The organism is Halorarius halobius (assembly GCF_024298865.1).
GTDB classification, from domain to species: Archaea; Halobacteriota; Halobacteria; order Halobacteriales; family Haloarculaceae; genus Halorarius; species Halorarius halobius.
The window spans coordinates 2,504,611-2,526,110 of sequence record NZ_CP101161.1 but is presented as its reverse complement, the minus strand read 5'-3'; the positions used below and the strand labels follow the sequence as shown (position 1 = coordinate 2,526,110).

At 69.3% G+C, this 21,500-nt stretch carries 29 protein-coding genes; 11 read left to right on the top strand and 18 right to left on the bottom strand.

Annotated elements, in window-relative coordinates; genetic code table 11:
* The first annotated feature begins 10 nt into the window (after nucleotides 1-10).
* From NL112_RS13475 to NL112_RS13460, 4 genes are all read left to right on the top strand, one after another.
* On the top strand, nucleotides 11-487 hold the full coding sequence (locus NL112_RS13475; RefSeq protein WP_255149362.1) for an Rpp14/Pop5 family protein: 477 nt from the start codon (nucleotides 11-13) through the stop codon (nucleotides 485-487).
* A gap of 2 nt (nucleotides 488-489) precedes the next feature.
* The gene (gene psmA / locus NL112_RS13470) at nucleotides 490-1,236 is read left to right on the top strand and encodes an archaeal proteasome endopeptidase complex subunit alpha (RefSeq protein WP_255149361.1); all 747 of its coding nucleotides are present in this window, start codon (nucleotides 490-492) and stop codon (nucleotides 1,234-1,236) included.
* A 65-nt stretch (nucleotides 1,237-1,301) separates the two neighbouring features.
* Complete coding sequence (locus NL112_RS13465; protein WP_255149360.1) at nucleotides 1,302-2,027, top strand: ribosome assembly factor SBDS; 726 nt, start codon at nucleotides 1,302-1,304, stop codon at nucleotides 2,025-2,027.
* Nucleotides 2,028-2,030: 3 nt separating this feature from the next.
* Nucleotides 2,031-2,288: a hypothetical protein gene (locus tag NL112_RS13460; RefSeq protein WP_255149359.1), complete on the top strand. Its 258-nt coding sequence runs from the start codon at nucleotides 2,031-2,033 to the stop codon at nucleotides 2,286-2,288.
* On the opposite strand, the gene NL112_RS13455 is transcribed toward NL112_RS13460, so the two are convergent.
* Nucleotides 2,289-2,609, bottom strand: coding sequence for an FUN14 domain-containing protein (locus NL112_RS13455; protein ID WP_255149358.1), 321 nt, complete (start codon nucleotides 2,607-2,609; stop codon nucleotides 2,289-2,291). It abuts the gene before it with no gap.
* 116 nt (nucleotides 2,610-2,725) lie between these two features.
* On the opposite strand from NL112_RS13455, the gene hflX reads away from it, so the two are divergent.
* Nucleotides 2,726-4,036, top strand: coding sequence for a GTPase HflX (gene hflX / locus NL112_RS13450; protein ID WP_255149357.1), 1,311 nt, complete (start codon nucleotides 2,726-2,728; stop codon nucleotides 4,034-4,036).
* Here hflX and NL112_RS13445 read toward each other — a convergent pair whose 3' ends face one another.
* Genes NL112_RS13445 through NL112_RS13430 form a run of 4 tightly spaced genes read right to left on the bottom strand, consistent with a single transcriptional unit; the run spans nucleotide 4,037 to nucleotide 7,850 of the window.
* Nucleotides 4,037-5,383 carry an outer membrane protein assembly factor BamB family protein gene (locus tag NL112_RS13445; protein WP_255149356.1) on the bottom strand — a complete coding sequence of 449 codons (1,347 nt, stop codon included), beginning with the start codon at nucleotides 5,381-5,383 and terminating at the stop codon, nucleotides 4,037-4,039. It abuts the gene before it with no gap.
* 38 nt (nucleotides 5,384-5,421) lie between these two features.
* Nucleotides 5,422-5,940, bottom strand: a complete 519-nt coding sequence (moaC, locus tag NL112_RS13440; protein WP_255149355.1) for a cyclic pyranopterin monophosphate synthase MoaC — start codon at nucleotides 5,938-5,940, stop codon at nucleotides 5,422-5,424.
* The gene (locus tag NL112_RS13435; RefSeq protein WP_255149354.1) at nucleotides 5,937-7,370 is read right to left on the bottom strand and encodes an NAD(P)H-hydrate dehydratase; all 1,434 of its coding nucleotides are present in this window, start codon (nucleotides 7,368-7,370) and stop codon (nucleotides 5,937-5,939) included. Before NL112_RS13435 ends, moaC begins: the two co-directional genes overlap by 4 nt.
* 45 nt (nucleotides 7,371-7,415) lie before the next feature.
* The gene (locus tag NL112_RS13430; RefSeq protein ID WP_255149353.1) at nucleotides 7,416-7,850 is read right to left on the bottom strand and encodes a zinc ribbon domain-containing protein; all 435 of its coding nucleotides are present in this window, start codon (nucleotides 7,848-7,850) and stop codon (nucleotides 7,416-7,418) included.
* Between the two features lie 76 nt (nucleotides 7,851-7,926).
* Between NL112_RS13430 and NL112_RS13425 the strand changes: the two genes are divergently transcribed.
* Nucleotides 7,927-8,721, top strand: a complete 795-nt coding sequence (locus tag NL112_RS13425; RefSeq protein WP_255149352.1) for a hypothetical protein — start codon at nucleotides 7,927-7,929, stop codon at nucleotides 8,719-8,721.
* On the opposite strand, the gene NL112_RS13420 is transcribed toward NL112_RS13425, so the two are convergent.
* The 5 genes from NL112_RS13420 to NL112_RS13400 all read right to left on the bottom strand — a co-directional run bounded on the left by NL112_RS13420 (nucleotide 8,711) and on the right by NL112_RS13400 (nucleotide 11,870).
* The gene (locus NL112_RS13420) at nucleotides 8,711-8,989 is read right to left on the bottom strand and encodes an acylphosphatase (protein WP_255149351.1); all 279 of its coding nucleotides are present in this window, start codon (nucleotides 8,987-8,989) and stop codon (nucleotides 8,711-8,713) included. The two genes, NL112_RS13425 and NL112_RS13420, sit on opposite strands and share 11 nt — an antisense overlap.
* Nucleotides 8,990-9,036: 47 nt before the next feature.
* Nucleotides 9,037-9,429, bottom strand: a complete 393-nt coding sequence (locus NL112_RS13415) for an arsenate-mycothiol transferase ArsC (protein ID WP_255149350.1) — start codon at nucleotides 9,427-9,429, stop codon at nucleotides 9,037-9,039.
* Nucleotides 9,426-9,821 carry an ArsR/SmtB family transcription factor gene (locus NL112_RS13410; protein WP_255149349.1) on the bottom strand — a complete coding sequence of 132 codons (396 nt, stop codon included), beginning with the start codon at nucleotides 9,819-9,821 and terminating at the stop codon, nucleotides 9,426-9,428. Before NL112_RS13410 ends, NL112_RS13415 begins: the two co-directional genes overlap by 4 nt.
* 36 nt (nucleotides 9,822-9,857) lie before the next feature.
* A complete protein-coding gene (locus NL112_RS13405) occupies nucleotides 9,858-10,883 on the bottom strand; it encodes a DUF7973 family transport facilitator (RefSeq protein WP_255149348.1) in 1,026 nt (341 codons plus the stop codon).
* A 69-nt stretch (nucleotides 10,884-10,952) separates the two neighbouring features.
* Nucleotides 10,953-11,870, bottom strand: a complete 918-nt coding sequence (locus NL112_RS13400; protein WP_255149347.1) for a DNA-3-methyladenine glycosylase family protein — start codon at nucleotides 11,868-11,870, stop codon at nucleotides 10,953-10,955.
* Between the two features lie 89 nt (nucleotides 11,871-11,959).
* Between NL112_RS13400 and NL112_RS13395 the strand changes: the two genes are divergently transcribed.
* Nucleotides 11,960-12,415 carry a DUF555 domain-containing protein gene (locus NL112_RS13395; protein ID WP_255149346.1) on the top strand — a complete coding sequence of 152 codons (456 nt, stop codon included), beginning with the start codon at nucleotides 11,960-11,962 and terminating at the stop codon, nucleotides 12,413-12,415.
* Between the two features lie 81 nt (nucleotides 12,416-12,496).
* On the opposite strand, the gene NL112_RS13390 is transcribed toward NL112_RS13395, so the two are convergent.
* A complete protein-coding gene (locus tag NL112_RS13390) occupies nucleotides 12,497-12,733 on the bottom strand; it encodes a UPF0058 family protein (RefSeq protein ID WP_255149345.1) in 237 nt (78 codons plus the stop codon).
* A 167-nt stretch (nucleotides 12,734-12,900) separates the two neighbouring features.
* Between NL112_RS13390 and NL112_RS13385 the strand changes: the two genes are divergently transcribed.
* Nucleotides 12,901-13,305, top strand: a complete 405-nt coding sequence (locus NL112_RS13385; protein ID WP_255149344.1) for a translation initiation factor IF-2 subunit beta — start codon at nucleotides 12,901-12,903, stop codon at nucleotides 13,303-13,305.
* 48 nt (nucleotides 13,306-13,353) lie between these two features.
* Here NL112_RS13385 and NL112_RS13380 read toward each other — a convergent pair whose 3' ends face one another.
* The 6 genes from NL112_RS13380 to NL112_RS13355 form a co-directional block, all read right to left on the bottom strand.
* Nucleotides 13,354-13,530, bottom strand: a complete 177-nt coding sequence (locus NL112_RS13380; RefSeq protein ID WP_255149343.1) for a DUF7836 family putative zinc-binding protein — start codon at nucleotides 13,528-13,530, stop codon at nucleotides 13,354-13,356.
* A gap of 83 nt (nucleotides 13,531-13,613) precedes the next feature.
* Entirely contained in the window at nucleotides 13,614-14,591 is a 978-nt protein-coding gene (locus NL112_RS13375; protein WP_255149342.1) for a transcription initiation factor IIB, read from the bottom strand.
* 248 nt (nucleotides 14,592-14,839) lie between these two features.
* Nucleotides 14,840-17,218: a DUF7282 domain-containing protein gene (locus NL112_RS13370; protein WP_255149341.1), complete on the bottom strand. Its 2,379-nt coding sequence runs from the start codon at nucleotides 17,216-17,218 to the stop codon at nucleotides 14,840-14,842.
* A 151-nt stretch (nucleotides 17,219-17,369) separates the two neighbouring features.
* Nucleotides 17,370-17,681 carry a DUF8036 family membrane protein gene (locus tag NL112_RS13365; RefSeq protein WP_255149340.1) on the bottom strand — a complete coding sequence of 104 codons (312 nt, stop codon included), beginning with the start codon at nucleotides 17,679-17,681 and terminating at the stop codon, nucleotides 17,370-17,372.
* A 74-nt stretch (nucleotides 17,682-17,755) separates the two neighbouring features.
* Complete coding sequence (locus NL112_RS13360) at nucleotides 17,756-18,028, bottom strand: ArsR/SmtB family transcription factor (protein WP_255149339.1); 273 nt, start codon at nucleotides 18,026-18,028, stop codon at nucleotides 17,756-17,758.
* 87 nt (nucleotides 18,029-18,115) lie between these two features.
* On the bottom strand, nucleotides 18,116-18,400 hold the full coding sequence (locus tag NL112_RS13355) for a DUF357 domain-containing protein (protein WP_255149338.1): 285 nt from the start codon (nucleotides 18,398-18,400) through the stop codon (nucleotides 18,116-18,118).
* A gap of 51 nt (nucleotides 18,401-18,451) precedes the next feature.
* Between NL112_RS13355 and NL112_RS13350 the strand changes: the two genes are divergently transcribed.
* The 3 genes from NL112_RS13350 (at nucleotide 18,452) to NL112_RS13340 (ending at nucleotide 20,640) form a co-directional block, all read left to right on the top strand.
* A complete protein-coding gene (locus tag NL112_RS13350) occupies nucleotides 18,452-19,141 on the top strand; it encodes a hypothetical protein (protein WP_255149337.1) in 690 nt (229 codons plus the stop codon).
* Nucleotides 19,142-19,219: 78 nt separating this feature from the next.
* Nucleotides 19,220-20,263, top strand: a complete 1,044-nt coding sequence (locus NL112_RS13345; protein ID WP_255149336.1) for an NAD(P)/FAD-dependent oxidoreductase — start codon at nucleotides 19,220-19,222, stop codon at nucleotides 20,261-20,263.
* A gap of 98 nt (nucleotides 20,264-20,361) precedes the next feature.
* Nucleotides 20,362-20,640, top strand: a complete 279-nt coding sequence (locus NL112_RS13340) for a DUF7545 family protein (protein WP_255149335.1) — start codon at nucleotides 20,362-20,364, stop codon at nucleotides 20,638-20,640.
* A 165-nt stretch (nucleotides 20,641-20,805) separates the two neighbouring features.
* Here the strand turns inward: NL112_RS13340 and NL112_RS13335 are convergent, their stop codons facing one another.
* Complete coding sequence (locus NL112_RS13335) at nucleotides 20,806-21,462, bottom strand: 2,5-diamino-6-(ribosylamino)-4(3H)-pyrimidinone 5'-phosphate reductase (RefSeq protein ID WP_255149334.1); 657 nt, start codon at nucleotides 21,460-21,462, stop codon at nucleotides 20,806-20,808.
* Nucleotides 21,463-21,500 lie beyond the last annotated feature (38 nt).

Below are 21,500 nucleotides of genomic sequence, written 5' to 3'. Positions count from 1 at the left end.
ACTCGGGGGCGTGAAACACCTCCCGAAACATCTCCGGCCTCGGTGGCGCTATCTCGGCGTCGCCGTGGAGTCGTGGCCCGACGCTCGCCTCTCGCGGGGCGACTTCCAGCGGGAGTTGTGGGCCGCGGCCCGCGGCCTGCTCGGCGACGCGGGGAGTGCCGAACTCGACCTCTCGGTGTACGGGTTCGAGTTCGCGGACGGCACCGGCCACGCCGTCGTCCGGACCCGGCGCGGCGAGGTGGAGCGGGCACGCGCCGCGCTCGCCTGCGTCGACGCGATGAACGGCTACCCGCTCGGCGTCCGAGTGCGGGGCGTCTCGGGCACGGTGCGAGCCTGTGAGGAAAAGTATATACGAAGCCCGGAGGTACCGTCAGAGGAGAGAAACGTGGCCTTCGCGGACGCCGACCGCCGCGCCGTCGTTCGGTCTCCCCGCGTCGACGCGCGCGTCGGTGACGGCTACCTCGGGGGCACGGAACTCGACATATAACGATGCAGGGTCAATCGCAGCAGCAGGCCTACGACCGGGGAATCACCATCTTCTCCCCGGACGGTCGCCTCTATCAGGTCGAGTACGCACGCGAAGCCGTGAAGCGCGGCTCCGCCAGCATCGGCGTTCGAACGGCAGAGGGGGTGGTGCTCGTCGTCGACAAGCGCTCGCGCTCGCCGCTGATGGAGGCTTCGTCGGTCGAAAAGCTCCACAAAGCCGACGACCACGTCGGCATCGCCAGCGCCGGCCACGTCGCCGACGCCCGCCAGCTCATCGACTTCGCCCGCCGGCAGGCGCAGGTGAACCAGCTCCGGTACGGCGAACCGGTGGGCGTCGAGACGCTGACGAAGAACATCACCGACCACATCCAGCAGTACACGCAGGTCGGCGGCGCCCGCCCGTTCGGCGTCGCCCTCCTCGTGGGTGGCGTCGAGGACGGCGAGCCCCGCCTGTTCGAGACGGACCCCTCGGGGACCCCGTACGAGTGGCAGGCGCTCGCGGTCGGCGCGGACCGCGGCGAAATCGACGACTACCTCGAGGCCAACTACGACCCCGAGGCGAGCCTCGACGACGGCGTCGGCCTCGCGCTGGAGGCGCTCGCGTCGGTCAACGACGGCGAACTCTCGCCGGAGGGGGTCGGCGTCGCCGTCGTCCCGGTCGAGACCGCCGAGTACGAGGACCTCTCGGACGACGACGTCGCGGAGCGGCTCGCGGAGCGGGACCTGCTCGCCGAGGAGAGCGAGGAGTAACCCGCGTCCCGCCGCGAGTCGGGGACGCAAACACCTTTTAGGGTGGCTGTCGCGTAGCCGACCACATGATTTCACTCGACGAGGCGGTGACGGCCCGACTTGAGTCGCACGGCGAGCGGTTCGAGGTGCTCGTCGACCCCGACGCCGCGCTCGCGATCAAGCGCGGCGAGTTCGACGGCGACCTGGAGGAGGTCATCGCCGCCGAGGACGTGTTCGAGGACGCCGCCAGCGGCGACCGACCGCCCGAGTCCGCCCTCGAGGAAGTGTTTGACACGACCGACCCGCTCGAAATCATCCCCCAGGTCATCGAGCGCGGGGAGATACAGATAACCGCCGAACAGCGCCGCGAGATGCAGGAGCAGAAGCGCAAGCGGCTGGTCAACACCATCGCGCGCAACGCCATCAACCCCCAGCAGAACGACACTCCCCACCCGCCCGACCGCATCGAGCGCGCCCTCGAGGAGGCCGGCTTCACGGTCGACCCGATGGAACCGGTCGAGAGCCAAGTCGACGACGCCCTAGAGGCGCTCCGGCCGGTCATCCCCATCCGGTTCGAGGAGATGACCATCGCCGTCCAACTGCCGGCCGACTACGCCGGCTCCGGGCAGGCGAAGGTCCGCGAGTTCGGCGACCTCGAGCGCGAGGAGTGGCAGTCCGACGGCTCGTGGGTCGGCGTCGTCACCTTCCCCGCCGGCATGCAGAACGACTTCTACGACCTCGTGAACGAGGTGTCCTCGGGCGAGGCCGAGACCCGCGTCGTCAAGGACAAGGACGACATATCGACCCGCTGAAGCGTGGTCGAGGTCGTGACGGCCGTCGCGGCCGTGCTCGTGGCCGTCGCGCTCGGGAGCTACCTCTACGGATGGTCGTCGGCCGACAGGGATGCACGCGTCGGTGACGGCCTGTTTCTCGCCGGCGTCGTCGCCCTGCTGTTCGCGGACGAACTCCTGGCGGGTGTCGCAGTCGACGCGGCGCTGGTGGTCGGGGCGGTGCTGGTCGTCGCCGGACTCGGCGTCAAGGTCGTGCGGCCGTTCACGCCCGAAGGCGGGTGACTATCCCCGCTTGAAGCCGAGCAGGAAGCCGCCGGTGAACCCCGCGGAGACCGACAGCGTCGAGAGGATGGTCTGGAGCCACGAGGGGGGCGCGCCGGTGGCGGCGTCCTGGCTCGCGCCCACGATGCCGGCCGACAGCGCCTCCCAGTCGACGGTGATGATGCCGCGCGATTCGAGGAACTTGAACACCGCGAGTTCGATGCCGACGAGGATGGCGATTACCTTGGCGACCTTCTTCGCCGCGAAGCCGATGATGCCGCCGATGACCGCGCCGGAGCCGAACTCGAGACCCAGTTCCTGGAGGTTGAGTTCGAACGCCATGCGGGAGTACGCGCCCACCGCCGACAAGACTCTTGTGGCGGCGACCGGCCGCAGCCTGTCACCGACTCGCGTGGCGGCCCGGGGCTTAAATACTCGCTTCACGTACTCCCCCGTGAGTGACGGCGAACCCACAGGGTGGCACGGTGGTCGTTGCGAAGCGGGGCGACGCCGACCCGATAGAGACGGCGGAGATCCGCGAACTCGCAGGGGCTGCCGGCTACCACGTCGCGGCGGAGGTCACCCAGACCCGCACGGAGGACCCGGCGTACCATCTCGGGGAGGGGAAGGTAGGCGAACTCGCCGCCCGCGTCCGCGAGACGGACGCGACGGCGGTCGTGTTCGACAACCAACTCGGCCCCTACCAGACGTTCAACATCGGGAACGAACTGCCCGAGGGCGTCGAGGTCATCGACCGGTTCCGTCTCATCCTCGAGATATTCGGCCAGCGCGCCCAGACGAAGAAGGCGCAACTCCAGGTCGAACTCGCGGAGCTACGGTACGAACTGCCCCGCGCGGAGGCGAAGACCTCGCTCGCGAAACGCGACGAGCGCCCCGGGTTCATGGGGCTCGGCGAGTACGACGAGTCCCGCGAGCAGGACATCAAAAAGCAGATATCGAACATCCGGGACGAACTCGAGGCCATCGAGGACACCGAGGCCCACCGCCGGGCACAGCGCCGGGAGTCGGGGTTCGACCTCGTGGCACTGGCCGGCTACACGAACGCCGGGAAGTCGACGCTCCTCCGGCGGCTGGCGGCGGACCTCGACATCGACGAGAACGAGGACCGCCACCCGGACCTCGACACCACCGCCGAGAGCGAGGACCGCCTGTTCACGACGCTCGGGACGACGACCCGCCGCACGGAACTGGAGAAGCGGGACGTGCTCGTGACCGACACCGTCGGGTTCATCTCGGACCTCCCCCACTGGCTCGTCGAGTCGTTCAAGTCGACGCTGTCGGAGGTGTACCGCGCGGACCTCGTGCTTCTGGTCGTGGACGTCTCGGACCCCGTCGAGGAAATCCGGGAAAAACTGGTTACCTCCCACGACACGCTGTACGAGCGCAACGAGGCGCCCATCGTCACCGTGTTGAACAAGATAGACGAGGTGACCGACGAGGAACTCGTCGAGAAGCGGGAGGCCCTGTCGGCGCTCGCGCCCGCCCCGGTGGCGGTCAGCGCGAAGGAGGGGTTAGGGCTGGACCGCCTGCGCTCCCGCATCGACTCGGAGCTTCCCGACTACGAGCACGAACGGCTCGTCCTCCCGATGGCCGACGAGACGATGAGCCTCGTCTCGTGGCTCCACGACCACGCGTTCGTCGAGGACGTCGACTACGGCGACCAGGTCGTAGTCGAGTTCGAGGCCCGGCCCGCCGTCGTCGAGCAGTCGCGCGCGAAGGCGTCGGAGCTCCCGACCCCCGCCGAGTAGTCAAGCCGGGCCGAACGCGTACAGACCGTCCTGTGCGTACGCGTAGACGCCGCCATCGCCCACTGCTGGCTGTGCGGCCAGCCCCGACATGACCATGTCGCCCTCGACGGTCGTCTCGGGGAGCGTCCGGGTCCATCGCTCGCTTCCGTCCGCCCGGGACAGGGCGACGAACGAACGCGGATACCCCTCTTTCTGGAGGTAGACGGCGTCGCTCCCGACGGCGGGGACGCCGCCGTAGCCGTGTTCCAGTCCCTCGCCGACCGACCACTGCTCGCGCCCGTCGGCCGTGTCGACGGCGTACGCCGTCCCGCGGTCGACGAGGTAGGCGGTGTCGGCGCCCGCGGCGAGGCCGACGACGTTCGCCGTCTCTCCCTCGCGGTGCCAGCGTTCGGTGCCGTCCGCGACAGCGTAGGCGTACACGCCCTGGTCGTCGGGCGCGACGTAGACGGTGTCGCCGGCGACGATGGGGCCGTGCCCGAGACCGTTGCCGTCGATGTCGACCGACCACGTTACGCGGCCGTCCGAGAGCGCGCGGGCGGTGAGGACGCTCCGCTCCTGGAACGTCGAGGAGAGCGCGAACGCGGTGTCGCCGGCGGCCGCCAGGTCGGCCTGCTGTTCCGGCGAGGGGCGCTTCCAGCGGCGGGTACCGTCCTCCACGTCGTAGGCACGCACGTCGGGCTTGCGCGACCCCTCGCGGACGTACTCCGAGGCGACGAGCGCCGTGCCGTCGATGGCCGTCGAGACGGCCGCCTCCCGCTCACCGAGGTCGCGGCGCCACACCTCGGTGCCGTCCTCGATGCGGTAGGCGGCGACGAACCCCCCGCCGGCCGCGAGGACGTGCGCGCCCGCGACGGTCGGCCACCCGCTTCGGTAGTCGAGCGGTCGCGTCCACTGCAGACGGCCGGTGCTGGCGTCTCGGCAGAACAGCGCCTTCTCGCCGTCGAGCGGCTGTGAGGTACCCGTCGGGGGGGTCTGGGTCAGCGTCGGCGTGCCGGACTCGTCGACGGACGCGAGGCCGAAGTGGAGCAGTCGCCCGTCGGCGAACACCGGCGGGCCGCTCCGCACGCGGCGCAGGTGCCAGTACGCCTCGCCGTCGGTGGGGACGCCCGACGACGAGGTGACGCCCCCGTGACCGGGACCGCCGCCCTCCTGCGGCCACGCGCCACCGATGTCGAGTGGCGTGGGGTCGCGGGGCGTCTGTGTCGGACGGGCGTCGTCGTCCGGCGTCGGGACGTCGGTGTCGCTGGGCGAGTCCGACGGCGTCGGCGAGGAGCCGCGGTTCGTACAGCCGGCCAGCGCGGCGAGGGTGCCGGCGCTGGCGGCCAGGAATCGGCGTCTGGAGGGCATAGGACGCCCACCAATCCGGTCGCCACCGGTAAATGCTTTCAGTCCAGATTCCGCTTCTCCTTCGTGTCGACGCGCACGTCCGAGATGCGCGTGTCGGGGTACTGTCCGTCGGCGTCCTTCTCGACGGCCTTCACCATGTCCCAGACGACGTTCAGGCCGGTGGTGACGCCCTCCAGCGCCTCCATCTCACAGCCGGTCTTGCCGGTCGTCTCGACGGCCACCGTCGCCTCGACGCGGTCCTCGCCCACCGCGAACTCGGTGTCGACGTTCGTGATGGGTATCTGGTGGCACATCGGAATCGTCTCCCAGGTGTGTTTGACCGCCTGTATCGCTCCGACGCGCGCCACAGCCAGCACGTCGCCTTTCCCTACCTCGTCGTCCCGGATGGCGTCGACCGTCGAGGGCTGGAGGTGGATACTGCCCGACGCGACGGCCCGACGCTTCGTGTCCGGTTTCTCCCCCACGTCGACCATCTGGGCGTCGCCCGACTCGTCGACGTGAGTGAGGTCCGCCGCGTCGTCCGCGCTCTCGGCGTCGTCGGGGGCGTCGCCCGTCATTCGTCCCTCCGGAGCGCCGCGGGCAGTTCGTCGACGAGGTCCGTCGCCACCAGCCCGTACCCCTGTCGGTCGACCACGCGGTCGCCGGCGGTGCCGTTCGCGTAGGCGGCGACGGCGGCCGCCTCGACCGGGTCGAGCACGCACGCGAGCGCGCCCGCCGCCCCCGCGAGCACGTCGCCCGTCCCGCCGACGGTCATCCCGGGGTTGCCGGTTCGGTTGACCCGGGTGGTGTCGCCGTCAGATACCACGTCGTAGGCGCCCTTCACGAGCAGGGTGTGGCCGAGGTCGGCGGCGAACGTCTCGACGAGGTCCCGGCGCTCGCGCCAGTCGTCGCTCGTCTCGCCGCCCATCTTGCGGAGTTCGCCCTGATGGGGCGTACAGAGGAGCGTGGCGTCCGTCTCCACGTCGGGGACGACCTGGAGCGCGTCGGCGTCGACGACGGCGGTGCCGTCGTACGCGAACAGGAACTGCTCGACCGCATCGAGCGTCGCGTCGTCGCTCCCGAGCCCCGGCCCGAACACGCAGACGTCGTGGTCGGCCGCCAGCGCAGAGATGCGGTCGACCACGTCGGGTACGAGGCGGTCGGCGTCGAACGGGCGGAGGATGAGGTTCTCGCTGTATCCCTGTATCTCGCGGGCGACCGATTCGGGGCACGCGACCCGAACGAGGTCCGCGCCCGCCCGGAGCGCGGCCTGGGCGGCCAGCGCGGGCGCACCGGTGTAGGGACCGCCGCCGACGACCAGCACCTCGCCGTGGTCGCCCTTGTGACTCTGCGAATCGCGGCCGAGACGCTGGAGGTCGCCCCGCTCGACGAACAGTTCCGCCGTGTCGGGGATGCCGATGTCCGCGACGGTCACCTCGCAGTCGAGGGGCGCGAGCCCCGGCTTCTCGTCGTGGAAGGTGACCACGTGGTCGGCGTCGACGGCGACCCCCTCGCTGTCACCGGTGTCGGCGTCGACGCCCGAGGGAACGTCGACCGCGACGACCGGCGCGTCGGCGTCGTTGATGCGCTCGGCGACCGTCGCTTCGGGTTCGCGGAGCGCGCCGGTCACGCCGGTGCCGAGCATCGCGTCGACGACGAGGTCCGGGTCGTCGAGCCCGAAGTCGCGTGAGTCGCCCACCTCGCGGGCGTCGTACTCCGCTTGCGCGAGCGCGTCCCAGTTCTCCCGAGCGATGTCGGTCGAAATCGTCTCGCGGCGGCCCAGCAGGTGGACGGTCGCCTCGCGGTCGTCGAGGAAGCGGGCGGCGACGAACGCGTCGCCGCCGTTGTTGCCACGGCCACAGACCAGCGCCACGCTGTCGTCCGCGTCGGTGTGCTCGCGGACGACGCGCGCGACGGCGTTGCCGCTCGACTCCATCAACTGCTTGCGGGGGACGCCCAGCGCCTCGGCGTTGGCGTCGACGACGGCCATCTCCCGTGCGGATATCATGTCCGAGGGTTCGACCGGGGGCGGATTAAAGCCTCAGCACGCGGGTCACTCCGCGGCCGCGTCGTCGGCCGCCTCGCGCTGACGGTCGGCGACGGTGTAGGCGTCGTAGATGGCGTACAGCCACACCGCCGGGAACAGCACGATGCCGACGAGGAACACCATCGAGAACGCGGCGAGGATGCTGGCGACGATCACGACCAGTCCCTTCTCCAGTTCGCGGTTGTAAATCTGGCCGAGACCGGGGAACAGCGCCGACAGCAGGGCGGCGACGAACGGGTTGCCGCCCTCGAACAGTTCCTCGACCGTCTCGTCGATGGAGGATTTAGGCGGGTCGCGCTGGCGGACGCCACACTCCGGGCATATCTCGGCCTCCTCGCTGATGACCGCGCCGCAGTTGCGACAGAACACCTCGTCGGGGCCGCGCTCGTCGGAGGGTGAGGACTCGTCCGAAGTGGAGGGCTCGTCGGGGGACTCGCTCATAGTAAGACGGCCACGGCCACGCGGCTAAACCTTCCGGCCCGAAACCGGTATGTCCGTGGCCCGACAGCCTCCGAGGGTGCAGGAGTTCCCCGCGACGCCCGCCGTCGATGACGCCCCCGAGGTGATCGAGTCGGGTCACCTCTGGCTCCAGGAGTGGGTCGTCGGCGCCCCACTCCGATTCCGACTCGGGGACGCTGGGCTCGTCTTCGGCGACGGCGCGAGGACGTTCGACCCCTGGGAGGAGCCGGTCGGCTACCGGTTCGCCGCGAGGGCGGTACGGGAGACGTTCGACCGCGAGGCGTTCCGGGCGGCCGTGGACGCGCCCGGCGACTACACGTTCCTCGGCGTCGCCACCCGCTTCGAGGGCGTCGCCTACGACTGGGACCGCCTGCCCGCGTTCCTCGGCGTCGATGTCCACGCGCCGGACCGGGGGTTCCGGACGCCCGACGTGGCCGAACAGGCGTTCGAGCGACTGGGGTTGGCGCCGGTCAACGCCGTCAGCAAGGAGCTACCGGCGCGAGACTTCCGACCCGAGCGGTACGAGATGCCCGCGTCGGCGTACCGGAACGGCCCCGTCGCGGGTCTGCTCGTGCGGAACAAAAACGGCGGCCGGGCGCTCGTGGTGACCCCGGCGGTGGGCGCTGACCCGCCAACCGTCGACCCGGAGACGCTCGTCGAGGAAGCGGTTACACCCGAGCGCATCGACCGAGTGGCCGCGACGCTCGGCGACGGGACGACGGTCGACCGGGTGCTCGACCGACTGGTCGAGCGGCTCGTCCGCGAGCGGTACGCGGCCCTTCCGGAACCGGTCGACGCTGACGCCATCCGGTCGGCCGCGGCCGAGTCCGTCGCGCGGCGGCTCAGTACCTGACCTCGAACCCCGACGCGCCCTGGGGCTCGCCGTACTCGACGGCCACCTCCTCGACGTTCGCCCGCGGACTCCCCTCGTGACACCACTCGACCATCGACTCGACGGCGTCGCGCGGCCCCTCGAAGACTGCCTCGACGCGGCCGTCGTCGAGGTTCCGCACCCAGCCGTCGACGCCCCGCTCTCTGGCGGTGTCGCGGGTGTTCGCGCGGTAGTAGACCCCCTGGACGCGGCCGGAGACGTACACGTGTGCGCGCAGTGGGTCGCTCATGCTTGTCACGGCCGGCGTACGACGCGAACGAAGAAAAACCCGGGGCGCTACGCGAGTTCGTCGAACAAGTCGCGGACGCGCCGGCGCACCGCCTCGCGAATGCGGGCCACCTCCTCGGGTGACTTGCCGTCGGGGTCCTCGAGCGCCCAGTCGCGCACGTCCACGTCCGCATCGAGCGAGAGCGTCGAACAGCCCATCGTCGCAACCACGTCACAGGACTCCAGTTCCGCGGTCGACACCTCGCGGGGCGTCCGGTCCGAGAGGTCGAATCCCTCGTCGGCCATCGCCCGCACCACCTCCTCGTGGACTGACTCGGCGGGGTGAGTGCCGCCGGTCAGTATCTCCCAGTCGAGGCCGCGCGCGTCGCGTTCCCGTTCGGCGAACGCCGTCGCCATCTGCGAGCGGCCGGCGTTCTGGACGCAGACGAAGCCGAGTTTCATTCCGGCCCCCGCGTGCCGTCGAGCGCGACCAGAAGCGCCGTCGCGCGGTCGGTCGTCCGGTAGTACTTCCAGCGCCCCTCCTTGCGCGCGGTGACGAGGCCGGCCTCCCGGAGCGTCCGGAGCGCGTGGCTGACCGCGCTGTCGCTCACGTCGGTGACGGCGTCGAGTTCACAGACACAGAGCTCCTCGCCCGCGGCGTGCAACAGGCGGACGATGCCGTAGCGCGTGTCGTTGGCCAGCGCCGACAGCGCGTCGACGTCGGCCTCCTCGGTGCGCGTTCCCGCGTCGACGGCGACTTCCTCCAGTCGCCGTTCGCACTCCTCGACGGTGGTGCCACAGCAACTGGCTTCCTCGGTGACCAGTCGCTCCATCCGGTCGGTGGCCTTGACCATACCAACGATTGAAAGACTGTTCAGATAAATCTACCGTCAGGGCGTCGGGACCCACGCCGCGGTCGGGAACACGCCGGCCATCGCCAGCACCGCGACCACGAACGAGGTGACGACGATGCTGGCGGCCGGCGGGTCGAGGTGCGTGTCCGCGTGGGCGTACAGCGCCCGCTGGGCGAGTTCGCCGACGAGCGACCCGAGGAGGCCGAACCCGGCGCCGAGCGCCAGGGCGACCCACAGCGGCATCGCCGCCGCGATGGTCGCGGGCGTGAGCGACGCCAGCGGCCCCGGCACGACGGCGAGCACCGCCGTGCTCGCGGGGAGGGTGACGTGGTGGGTCACCGGGACGCGCTCGACGCCCGCGTTCAAGAACACGAGGACGGCGACGCTCAGCCCGAACGCGAGGAACGCGCTCCCGGTCCGGTAGGCGACGAACCCGCCGAGGACGCCCGCCACGAGACCGATGGCGGCCACGTCGGGCCACCGCGTCTGGTACGGGAGCCACGGCTCGACGCCCCGCTCGCCACCGTCGGTCCGGGCAGGGTTCATGTCGAACAGCGAACCGCGGGCGCCGACCACGTCGAAGCCGAACACGACGCGGTGGACGAGCGCGGAGGCGACGACGCCCGCGGCGACGGGGTCCCACGGGAGCGCGAGCGCCCCCGACGCCGTGGCGAACAGGTGGCCGAACGCGCCGAACGCACCGCCGACGGCCAGCACGTCCGGGCGCGTCCCGAGCCCCGTCGTGACTCGCTTCGCGGGACTGTACGAGAACCCCTCGACGGGCATCTCGCCGCGGGCGGCGAGATACGCGGCCGCGGCCGCCCCGCCGCCGAACGCGACGTGCGGCCCGAACACCACGCCGAACGCCAGCGAGTCGACCAGACCGACGTTGCCGATCGGGGCCGCGTCAGGAGCGAGGTTCTGCTGGGCGAGTCGGTACACCTCCCCGACGACGACGACGAACCCGGCGAACGTGAACGACGGCAACGCGCCGAGGGCCGCGCCGAACGCGCCGCCAGCGAACGCGGCGACGACCAGCGCCAGGGCATCGACGGCAGTCACGGAGCCACCTCGTGCATACTTTTGATTGAGAGAACTCTCAGATAAGTGCGTCGAAGCGGCGGGTGAGCGTCACTCGCCGCCGCGGCGGAGGTAGAGGAACACGTACGTCTGTGCGTAGCCGGCGTACTCGCCGCCGAACCGCTCGCGGATGGCCCGCGACGTCTCGGCGTAGGAGCCCCGGTCACACTCCGGGTAGTAGTCGGCGATAGCGGTGCGAATCCAGGTGTCGAGCGGCACCGCCTCGAGGAAGCCGAGCGAGAACAGACAGACGCAGTCGGCCACCTTGTCGCCGACGCCGACGAACTGCGTGAGATGCTCGCGGGCATCCTCGTACGCCATCTCGCGTGCGGCCTCCGGCGTCGTCTCCCCGGTGGCGACCATCTCGGCGGTCCGCTGGACGTACGGGGCCCGATACCCCAGCGAGAGGTCACGCAGGTCGGCTTCCGTCGCCTTGGCCAACTGCTCGGGCGTCGGGAACGCGTGGTAGGTGCGGCCGTCGAACGAGACGGGCGTCCCGTACTCGCGGGCCAGGCGGGTCTGCATCCCATGGATGCGCTCGACGCGCATCTGGGCCGAGCAGATGAACGAAATCAGACAGGGGAAGGGTGGGTCGCGGACGAGACGCATCCCGTGGTAGGCGTCGTACGCGCGCTCGACCATCGGGAGGTCGGGCGTCGCCGCACGGATGGCGTCGAGGTCGTCGTCAAGCCGGAGAAGCCCCGTGAGGAGGTCGGGTGCATCAGACGTGGAGGCGTGCCACTCGACGGCGGCGTCCGTCTGGCGGGCACGGAGCACCTCCGGGTCGTTCGAGGGCGTGAACGACGCGGGCAGGACCGTCTCGTACCACGCGCCGCCACCCCGCACGTCGTCGTCCTCGAACATGCGACCGTCCGCACGCTCCCAGAGGTACGTCTGGCCGGACTCTATGGTAGCCTGCAGGTCGAACCCGCCCGAAAGGTCCGCAAGCGGAATCTGCCCCTGGTGCATATCCGCCGGTCGGCGGCGGCGGGCTTCCGGCTTTCGACTCACCGTGTGGTGGGCGAACCATTATCATACTGGCTATCCAACTACTTGACATGGATTGTCGAGTCGTCGTCGAGGCCGCGGTCCCCGTCTACGACGTGGGAACCGCCGACGAGGCGGTGCGAATCGCCATCTCGAAGACGGGCGAGATGCTCAACCCCGACCTGAACTACGTCGAGATAAACATGGGGGAGCGGGCGTGTCCGCACTGCGGCGACGAACTCGAGCCCGCGTTCATCGCGGCCGACGAGGGGCTGGTCGCGCTGGAACTGGAGATGGACGTGTTCAACGTCGAACGGGAGGAGCACGCCTCCCGCATCGCGCGCAAGGAGATCGGCCAGCGACTCCACAACATCCCGCTGGAGGTAGTGACCGTCGAGGCGACCGAGGACGACGAGGCGGACGGCGCGGACGAGGAGGGCGACGGGGACGACGACGAGGACGGGGGGTCGGACGAAGGGTCGGACGAGGGGTTACCGGAGTTCGAGGACCTGCTCGACGACGAGTAACCGGCACCGGGGCGCGCCCGCACACGGGGCGGCGCGGCCGCTGGGACGGTTGCTATCCGGCGAGAACGCGCGTCGGGGCGTTCAGTCGGCGGCCGCGGAGACCGGCTCCTTGGCCTCCTCGGTCATCTCGTCGGTGATCCCGTCAGCGAGCGCAAAAACAGCGGCCTTGTGGTCGGTTTTCGATTTGTGGATGGATGTCGGTCGTACCCCGAGATCGGTGTACTCCTGGTGTTCGACGTCCGCACCTGCGAGCTCTTCGTAGTGGTTTCGTACCTCAGCAAGCAGGCCGTGGAGATGGATGAGCTCCTGCTTCTTCATGGTCAACACCGGCTTACCACCGGAGGGTTATATTATTATCCTGAGTCTCGTTAACATGCATCCCCGAGAAACGGCGTATGAGGGCCGATGGCACGCTTTTCGAGCCGGCCGGTGTTGCCGCATCTCGTCCCGAACGGCTTTTCCGGCCGCCGCCCCCAGGTTCGGGTATGAGCTACGACGAGCATCTCGACCGGGCGATGGAGGAGACGCCCGACGCGAAGGGAAGCGCCTCGCGGTTCTCGGTTCCGGACCCGGACGTGCGCACCGAGGGGAACGCGACGGTGTTCGAGAACTTCCAGGCGACGGTCGACCGGTTCGGCCGGGCGCCTACCCACGTCATGAAGTTCCTGCAGAACGAACTCGGCACGTCCGCGAACATCGACGACGCAGGGCGCCTGCGGCTCACCGGGTCGTTCAGAGAGAGCCGCATCGACGACGCGCTGGACGCGTACGCCGAGGCGTACGTGCTCTGCCCGGAGTGTGGCCTCCCGGACACGCAACTGGAGACGGTCGACGGCGTCGAACAGCGACGCTGTGAGGCCTGCGGCGCCCGCTCGCCGGTCGGCGAGTAGCGGCACCGAACCGTCGCCACCCACGGAGGGGCACGGCCCGAAGTGGTGCTACAGCGACTTCATGTTCTGGAGGTCGTGTTCCGTCCGGGCGAACTCGGAGAGACGGCGGCTCGCGTGGCAGTTCGGACAGTGGAAGGTGCGGGCCGGGTCCGGAAGGTTGCTCGGCGACTCCTCCCAGTGTTTGCCACATTCGGGACACAACAGTCGGACGTACGTCTCCTCCATGCCGCTGGAATGTAGGGGCAGGTATGAAAAGCTTTGTCACGGGTCGGCCGACGGGGACCGGAAAACCCCACGCGAGCGACGGGTCAGGCGGTGACGACGCCCTCCGCCTCCAGCAGTTCCTTGTACCGGTTGCGGATGGTGACCTCGGAGATGTTGGCGACCTCGCTCACGTCGCTCTGGGTGACCTTCTCGTTGCACAGCAACGCGGCGGCGTACACCGCGGCCGCGGCCAGTCCGACGGGGCTCTTGCCCGACAGCTGACCGTCCTCGCGGGCGGCCTCGATGAGCTTGCGGGCGCGGCCCTCGGCCTCGTCCGAGAGGTCGAGGTCGCTGGCGAACCGCGGGATGTAGCTCTCGGGGTCCGCAGGCGCGACCTCGAGGTTCAGTTCGCGGACGATGTAGCGGTACGTCCGGGTCAGTTCCATCTTGTCGATGCGCGAGACGTTGCGCACCTCGTCGAGCGAGCGGGGAACGCCCGCCTGTCGCGCGGCGGCGTACAGCGACGCCGTCGCCACGCCCTCGATGGAGCGGCCCGGTAGGAGGTCCTCGTTGAGAGCGCGCCGGTAGATGACCGACGCGGTCTCGCGGACGTTCTCCGGGAGCCCGAGCGCGCTCGCCATGCGGTCGATTTCGCCGAGCGCCTGCTTCAGATTGCGCTCCTTCGAGTCACGCGTGCGGAACCGCTCGTTCCAGGTCCGGAGCCGCTGCATCTTCTGGCGCTGACGGCTCGACAGCGACTTGCCGTAGGCGTCCTTGTCCTGCCAGCCGATGTTCGTCGAGAGCCCCTTGTCGTGCATCATCTTGGTCGTGGGGGCGCCGACGCGGGATTTGCTGTCGCGCTCGCTGGCGTCGAACGCGCGCCACTCGGGGCCGCGGTCGATGCTGTCCTCCTCGACGACGAGACCACAGTCCGCACAGACTGTCTCGCCGTGCTCGGTGTCCGTCTCGAGGCGGCCGCCACACTCGGGGCAGACGACCTCGTCGGTCGACTCCTCGGTCTCGCGGCGCTTCGACGCCTCCGATGCCTCTTCGGTGTAGGTTCGTATCTCGGTGTCGCTCATGGTGGGGAGTGGGATGCAACGGGCTACCGGTGGTGAGAACCGAAAGAACGCCGGTAGCTCGCTTGCTACCCCTACGTAAGTCCGTAAACCTTATAAATCTTTCGCAGGCTCGAGGCGCGAGGCGGCCGATTTCGGATGTTTGAGAGACCATACCACGGACGTGCATACCTCTGCACGGCCGCTGTCGATTAATGAAAGATAATAAAGGTTGTGTGCCGTGCCGGGCGCGCCGGCCGCGGCGTGTCGCGTCAGTCGCGCCGCAGTGCGAGCAGTGCCGCGGCGACCAGCGCCAGCATGGCGACCACGAGGCCGAACCCGGGCTGGCTGGTTCCGGTCGGCGACCCCTCGGCCATCTGACCGTCGTCCGTCTCGGAGGCCATGCTCAGCGTGACCTCGGCGTCGTCGAGCACGATGTCACCGCCCGACGTGGTGTACGGACCGTCATCGGTGCCCTCGCTGGAGACGAAGTCGTACTCCTCGTTGCCGTTCGTGTCGAGATGCGGCATCGCGATGAACGTGCCCGACTCCTCGACAGGCTCGTCCAGCGTGACCTCGACGTCCGAGTGCTCGCCGGCCTCGAGATACGCGCTCGTGCCGCGCACGGACTCGAACGTGTCGCCGTCGAGCAGACTCGCGTCGTGGATGGTCACGAATCCGCCCTTCGAGACGCTGACACTCTGGACCGTCAGCGAGGAGCCGGCCGTCGCCTGCGACTCCAGAGTCACCGACGCCTGCCCGGGGACGGTGACCGTCGCGGGCTCGAACACGATGTTGCCGCCGGCCGTGTACGGGCCGTCGGCCGCGCCTTCGCTCGTCACGAAGTCGTACTGCTGGTTGTCGTTCGTGTCGTAGTGGGGCATCGCGAACATCGCCCCGTCGGTGGTGGGCACGCTGTCGAGCGTCACCGTGACGTTCTCGTGGGTGCCCGGACCGAGGTACTCGCTGGTGCCCAGCACCGACGCGAGCGCCTCGCCGTCAGCCAGCGAGGGACCGTGGATGGTGACGAACCCACCGTCCTGCAGGGTGACGGAGTCGACCGTGACCGTGTTGCCGTCGACGCTCTGGTTGGTGAACGTCACCTGCGAGAGGACGCTGACCGACGCGCCCTCGAACACGATGTTGCCGTTCGCGGTGAAGGGAGCGTCCGTGCTCCCGCCGCTCGTCACGAAGTCGTACTCGGCGTCGCCGTCGGTGTCCTTGTGCGGCATCGCGTACACCGTCTGTGACGTGACGAGCGGGTCGTCGAGCGGGACGGTCACGCCCTCGTGGAGCCCCGCCTCGAGATACGTCGACCCCCGCACGGAGTCGAACGTCGCGCCCGCCGTCAGCGACGCGTCGTGGATGGTGACGAACCCGTCCTGGGAGAGGTCGGCTGTCGCCACGGTGACGGAGTTACCCGCCGAACCCTGGCCGTGGACGTGGACGCCGGCGCTCACCGTCACCTGTCCGGGGTCGAGCACGATGTTGCCGTTCCCGTCCGTGTAGGGACCGTCGTCCTGTCCCTCGGAGGTGACGAAGTCGTACGCGCGGTCGTCGTCGGTGTCCTTGTGCGGCATCGCGATGACCGTGTCGCTCTCGTTGAGCGGCTCGTCCAGCGTGATGGGGACGTGTTCGTGGTTGCCGGCCGTCAGGTACGCGGACGTGCCGCGCACGGACGCGAACGTGTCGCCGTCGAGCAGACTCGAGTCGTGGGCCGTCACGAACCCGCCGGACGGGAGGTACACCTCCTCGACGTAGACGAGGTGACCGCCGGACGACTGGTTGGCCATCGTCACGGACGCCGCGTTGTCGCCGGTGACCGCGACCGGCGAGGGCATCAGCACGATGTTGCCACCTGCGTCGGTGAACACGCCGTCGTCCGCACCGTCGGAGGTGACGAAGTCGTACTCACCGTCGTCGTCGGTGTCCTTGTGCGGCATCGCGATGAGCGTGTCGTTGCTCTCGAGCGGCTCGTCGAGCCGGAAGCTAACGTCCTCGTGGACGCCGGCCGACAGCTGTCCGGAGACGCCACGCACGGACGCGAACGTGTCGCCGTCGAGCAGACTCGAGTCGTGGATGGCGAGGAACCCGTTCTCGGACAGTTCGACCCGCTCGACCGTTATCGAGGAGCCGTTCGTCCGCGACTGGTCGTACGTCACCGACGCGGAGACGGTGACCGTCGCAGTGTCGATGACGATGTTCCCCATCGAGGTGTACGGGCCGTCGGCCTCGCCGTTCGAGGCGACGAACGAGTACGTGTGGTCCCCGTTCGTGTCCTTGTGGGGCATCGCCACGAGCGTCGAGGTGTTGTCGACCGGTTCGTCGAGCGTCACCGTGACGTTCTCGTGGGTGCCGGCCGACAGATAGCCGGAAGTACCCGAGACCGAGGAGAACGTTTTCGCGCCGCCCTCGGTGACCGCGGCGGTGTGGATAGTGACGAACCCGCCGTCGGGCACCGTCACCGACGCGACGGTAACCGTCGTCCCGCCGCTCGTCTGGTTGTTCAGCGTTACGCTCGGACCCTCGGCCTGGACCGTTCCGGCGGTCTGTGCCTGTGTGCCGTCGGTGGGGACGGCCGCTGCCGCACCGGCCGCCCCGAGGGCGACCAGCACGAGGGTCATGAAGATTGCACCTATGCTTCGATGCATGCTCTGTTGGAAGTCCGTTCTCCTAAAGGGGATTTGCCGAACTGGGTCCCCCCTCTTACCCCCCTCTCACCCAAATTCCGTTCGGGTGGGCGGCGACGCGGCGACGGCGCGGTGGCTATCGGTAGAGCGAACGGGGAGAACGGACCGGGCGTCAGTCCCAGGTCGTCCAGGTGAGGAACGCGAGGCCGCCGAACTCCAGCACCCGAAGCGACATCATCGCGCCCTGTGCGACGGGCGGAACCTGCTCGGGGTTCGTTATCCACGCGGTGAGCGTGGGGTCGACGAGGAAGAAGTAGGCGGCCATCAGGTTCTCGCCGAGCAGGAACGCGGCGAACAGCAGCAGACCCAGCGAGTGTTTCGACTTCAACTGTGCGTAGTTGCGGCCCCACACGTATGCGAGCCCCGTCAACAGGACGAGGTTCAGCACGATGAACACGCGAACGAGCGTCACGAGCAGGGCCATCTATCTACTCCCTCTCCCCCACGAACGGTTATACGCTTTCCCAAATTCAGCCATAGTCGGTGTTCGTACCATGCTCAGACCTGTTCAATTATCTCCTCGACCGTCTCCCAGTGGACCCGTGCCTCGTCGGTCGGCAGGTAGATGGCGCCGTAGTCGTCACCGCTGTCGCGGACGATGTTGTTCTCCTCGAGAACGTCCAGATGGTGACGGACGGTCTTGTAATCGAGGTCGAGGTCCTCCGCGAGCTGGTTCGCGTTTCGCGGGCGCTCGTCGAGCGCCTTCAGGATGCGCACGCGGTTCGTCCCGCCACGCGTCCCGGTCAACACGTACCAGAGGGACGCCTCCATCGGGTCGACTGTCTCCCGCCTCTCATGTAAGCACACCGACTCCGTCAGATGGCGGCCGTCGGCCCTCCACGGGTTCGAGCGTATCGCTCAGACGGTGAACAGGTGTCCCTCCTCGGGGACGTCGAACAGGCCCAGTCGAGCGCCCGCATCGAGCCAGGCGTGCCCGTAGGAGAACGCCGCCAGCGCGTTCACGAGGTCCTCGTTCTCGCGGAAGTGGCGGCCGTCCTCGAGATACGAGCGAGCCATCTCCTCGCACTCGGCGGCGCCGTCGTGCAACGGCGTCCCCTCGGGCGGGACGACCGTCGCCGCGTCGAGTGCCTCCGCGAGCAGTCGCTCGTAGCGGTCGGTCTTCTCGGCGAGGTCGGCGGGCATGGGCCGTCTTCGTCGCCCAGTTTTATGTGCGTTCCTCCCCGCCGGCCGACCGTGCCGTCGAAACTGACCGGGCCGGGCACGGTCCACGAAATCGGCCGCTTCGACGGAGGCGTCGGCTGGCTCGCCCACCCCGAGGAGACGATGCGGCGGGCGTCCCACGCGCTGGCGACGGAGGGGGGCGTGTTCGTCGTCGACCCCGTCGACGCCGACGGCCTCGACGACCTGCTGGCGGAGTTCGGAGAGGTGGCCGGCGTCGTCGTCCTGCTCGAGTATCACACGCGCCACGCCGAACGCATCGCCGCCCGCCACGACGTGCCGGTGTATCTGCCGGCCGGCCTCACGGGGGTCGACCTCGGCGTCCCTGTTCGGCGGTTCTCCGGGGCGCTCCCGGCCACGACGTACGACCTCCTGCCCGTGACTGTCAATCCCCTCTGGAAGGAGTGGGCGCTGTTCGACGGCGAGACGCTGGTCGTCGCAGAGGCCGTGGGTGCGACCGACTACTTCCTCGCGCCGGGCGAGACGGACCTGGGCGTCTCGTATCTCCGGCGGCCGTTCCCACCGGAGGCACTCGCGGGCCTGGACCCCGAGCGCGTGCTGGTGGGCCACGGCGCGGGCGTCCACGAGGACGCCGCCGGGGCGCTGGCGACGGCGCTCGATTCGGCGGACGACGACCTGCTCGACTTCTATCGGGCGAACGGTCGGACGATGCTCCGGAACCTCCGTGCGGCGGTTACCACCTGAGACGTGGTACCACCCCGGAGATGCACGCGTCGCGCATCGGGCGCAAGGTAATTACGCCACCGACGGGTATCCCGAGACATGACGGACGACGCCGAACACCGCCGGCTCATCGTGGCCGGGTCGGGCATCGCCGGGCTGACAGCGGCCATCTACGCGGCCCGCTCGAACAACGACCCCCTCGTGCTGGAAGGGGTCGAACCCGGCGGTCAACTCACGCTGACGACGGACGTGGCGAACTACCCGGGATTCCCGGACGGCATCTCCGGGCCGGACCTCGTGAACGACATGAAGGAGCAGGCGACGCAGTTCGGCGCCGAAATCGACCACGGCGTCGTCGTCGACCTGGAGCGGAAAGGCGACGGCCGGTTCCGCGTCGAACTGCGCGACGGCACCGTCTACACGGCCGACGCGTTCATCGCCGCTTCCGGCGCGTCCGCCCGGACGCTCGGCATCCCCGGCGAGGACGAACTGATGGGCTACGGCGTCTCGACGTGTGCGACCTGTGACGGGGCGTTCTTCCGGGGCGAGGAGATGCTGGTCGTCGGCGGTGGCGACGCCGCCATGGAAGAGGCGAACTTCCTGACCAAGTTCGCCTCGAAGGTGTACGTCGTCCACCGACGAGAGGAGTTCCGCGCGGAGGACTACTGGATCGACCGCACGATGGAGAAGGTCGAGGAGGGCGAAATCGAACTGCTCCGCAACACCGAACTCCTCGAAATCGAAGGGACGCCCGACGAGGGCGTGCGGACGGTGACGCTCGCGGAGAACCCCGAGGGGTATCCCTCGGAGAAACTCGACGACCCGGCGACCGAACAGTACGAGATGGACGTCGGCGCGGTGTTCATCGCCATCGGCCACACCCCGAACACGGACTACCTCGAGGGGATGGGCGTCGAGATGACCGACGACGGCTACCTCGTCACCGAGGCCGGCCGCGGGGCCGGTCAGACGAAGACCGGCGTACCCGGCCTGTTCGGCGCGGGCGACGTGGTCGACTTCCACTACCAGCAGGCCGTCACCGCCGCCGGTATGGGGTCGAAGGCCGCCATCGACGCCGACGAGTACCTCGAGGACCTGGAGCGCGACCAGCAGGCAGAGGCCGAAGCCGCCGCGGACGACTGACAGGGTCGGCGTCGTGACAATCGACGACGACCGACGACCTGACGACACGGGGACACGGAACCCACAGACATATCCCCCGCGCTCTCCTCCTGCGGCGTATGCCCGAAACGGTCGAACTCCACATCGACGGCGAGGACGGCGAAGACACGGTCACGCTCCCGACAGAACTGGTCGAGATGCTCCGCGAGGGCGAGGAGTCGGCCGCCGAAGTGGTCGGCGACCTGGCGATGTTCGGCTGTGCCCAGCGCATCCACGCCGCAGTCCACCACTCCGAAGGCGACACCGACGACCTCGAGTCCGTCGAGCAGTTGACGATGGACCTGTTCGAGAAGCGGTTCGGCGCGAGTTACGCCGAACTGACCGGCCACCAGCACTGAGCGACCCCGGCGTATCCTTTTGTACCATCCCGCGAGCAACCGCCCCGTGACCTGACTGTCAGCGCGGGGCGAACACGGCGGGAGTGCGGCGCACCGCCCCGCGGCTAGTCGTCACGTACGGCCACGCGGCACCCTGCGGTCGCTCGGCCACGCTCGCGCCGCCTGTCAGCCCTCGACACTCCACGTCAGCACCACGCCGTCGTCCAGTTCCTCGACCCCACGAAGCGAGAGTGCCGGGAACTCGTCGACGAACCCCTCCCCGTCCGCGAGCGTCGGCGCGTCCCGGCCGCCGACCACCATCCCGCCGACGAACGTCGTGAGTTCGTCGACCAGTCCGGCGTCGAACAGCGAGAAGATGAGTTCGCCGCCACCCTCGACCATCAACTCGGAGACACCGCGCTCATCGAGGCGCTCGAAGGCGGCCGCGAGGTCGACGCGCTCGTCCCCTGCCCGGACGACCTTGGCGCCAGCGTCGCGGAGCGCGTCGACGCGGTCGGCGGACGCGGCGTCGCTGACCAGCAGGTACGTCGTCGCCGCGCCCGCGAGGATGTCCGCGTCGAGCGGGGTCCGTGCCCGGGAGTCCGCGACCACCCGCGCGGGGTGACCCTCCTTGCCGACCGACGCGCGGTGCGTCTCGTCGTGTGACAACAGCGATGGGTCGTCGGCAAGCACCGTCCCGACGCCGACGACCACTGCGTCGGATTCGGCGCGCATCCGATAGACGCGCGCGAAGTCCTCCTCGCCCGAGATGGTTAGTCGTTCGCGCCGGCGCGTCGACAGTTTGCCGTCCGCGGAGACGGCGGCGTTCGCCCGGACGTGCATACCGGCGGGTGCGGCGCGGCCCGCTTACCCCTTCCGGT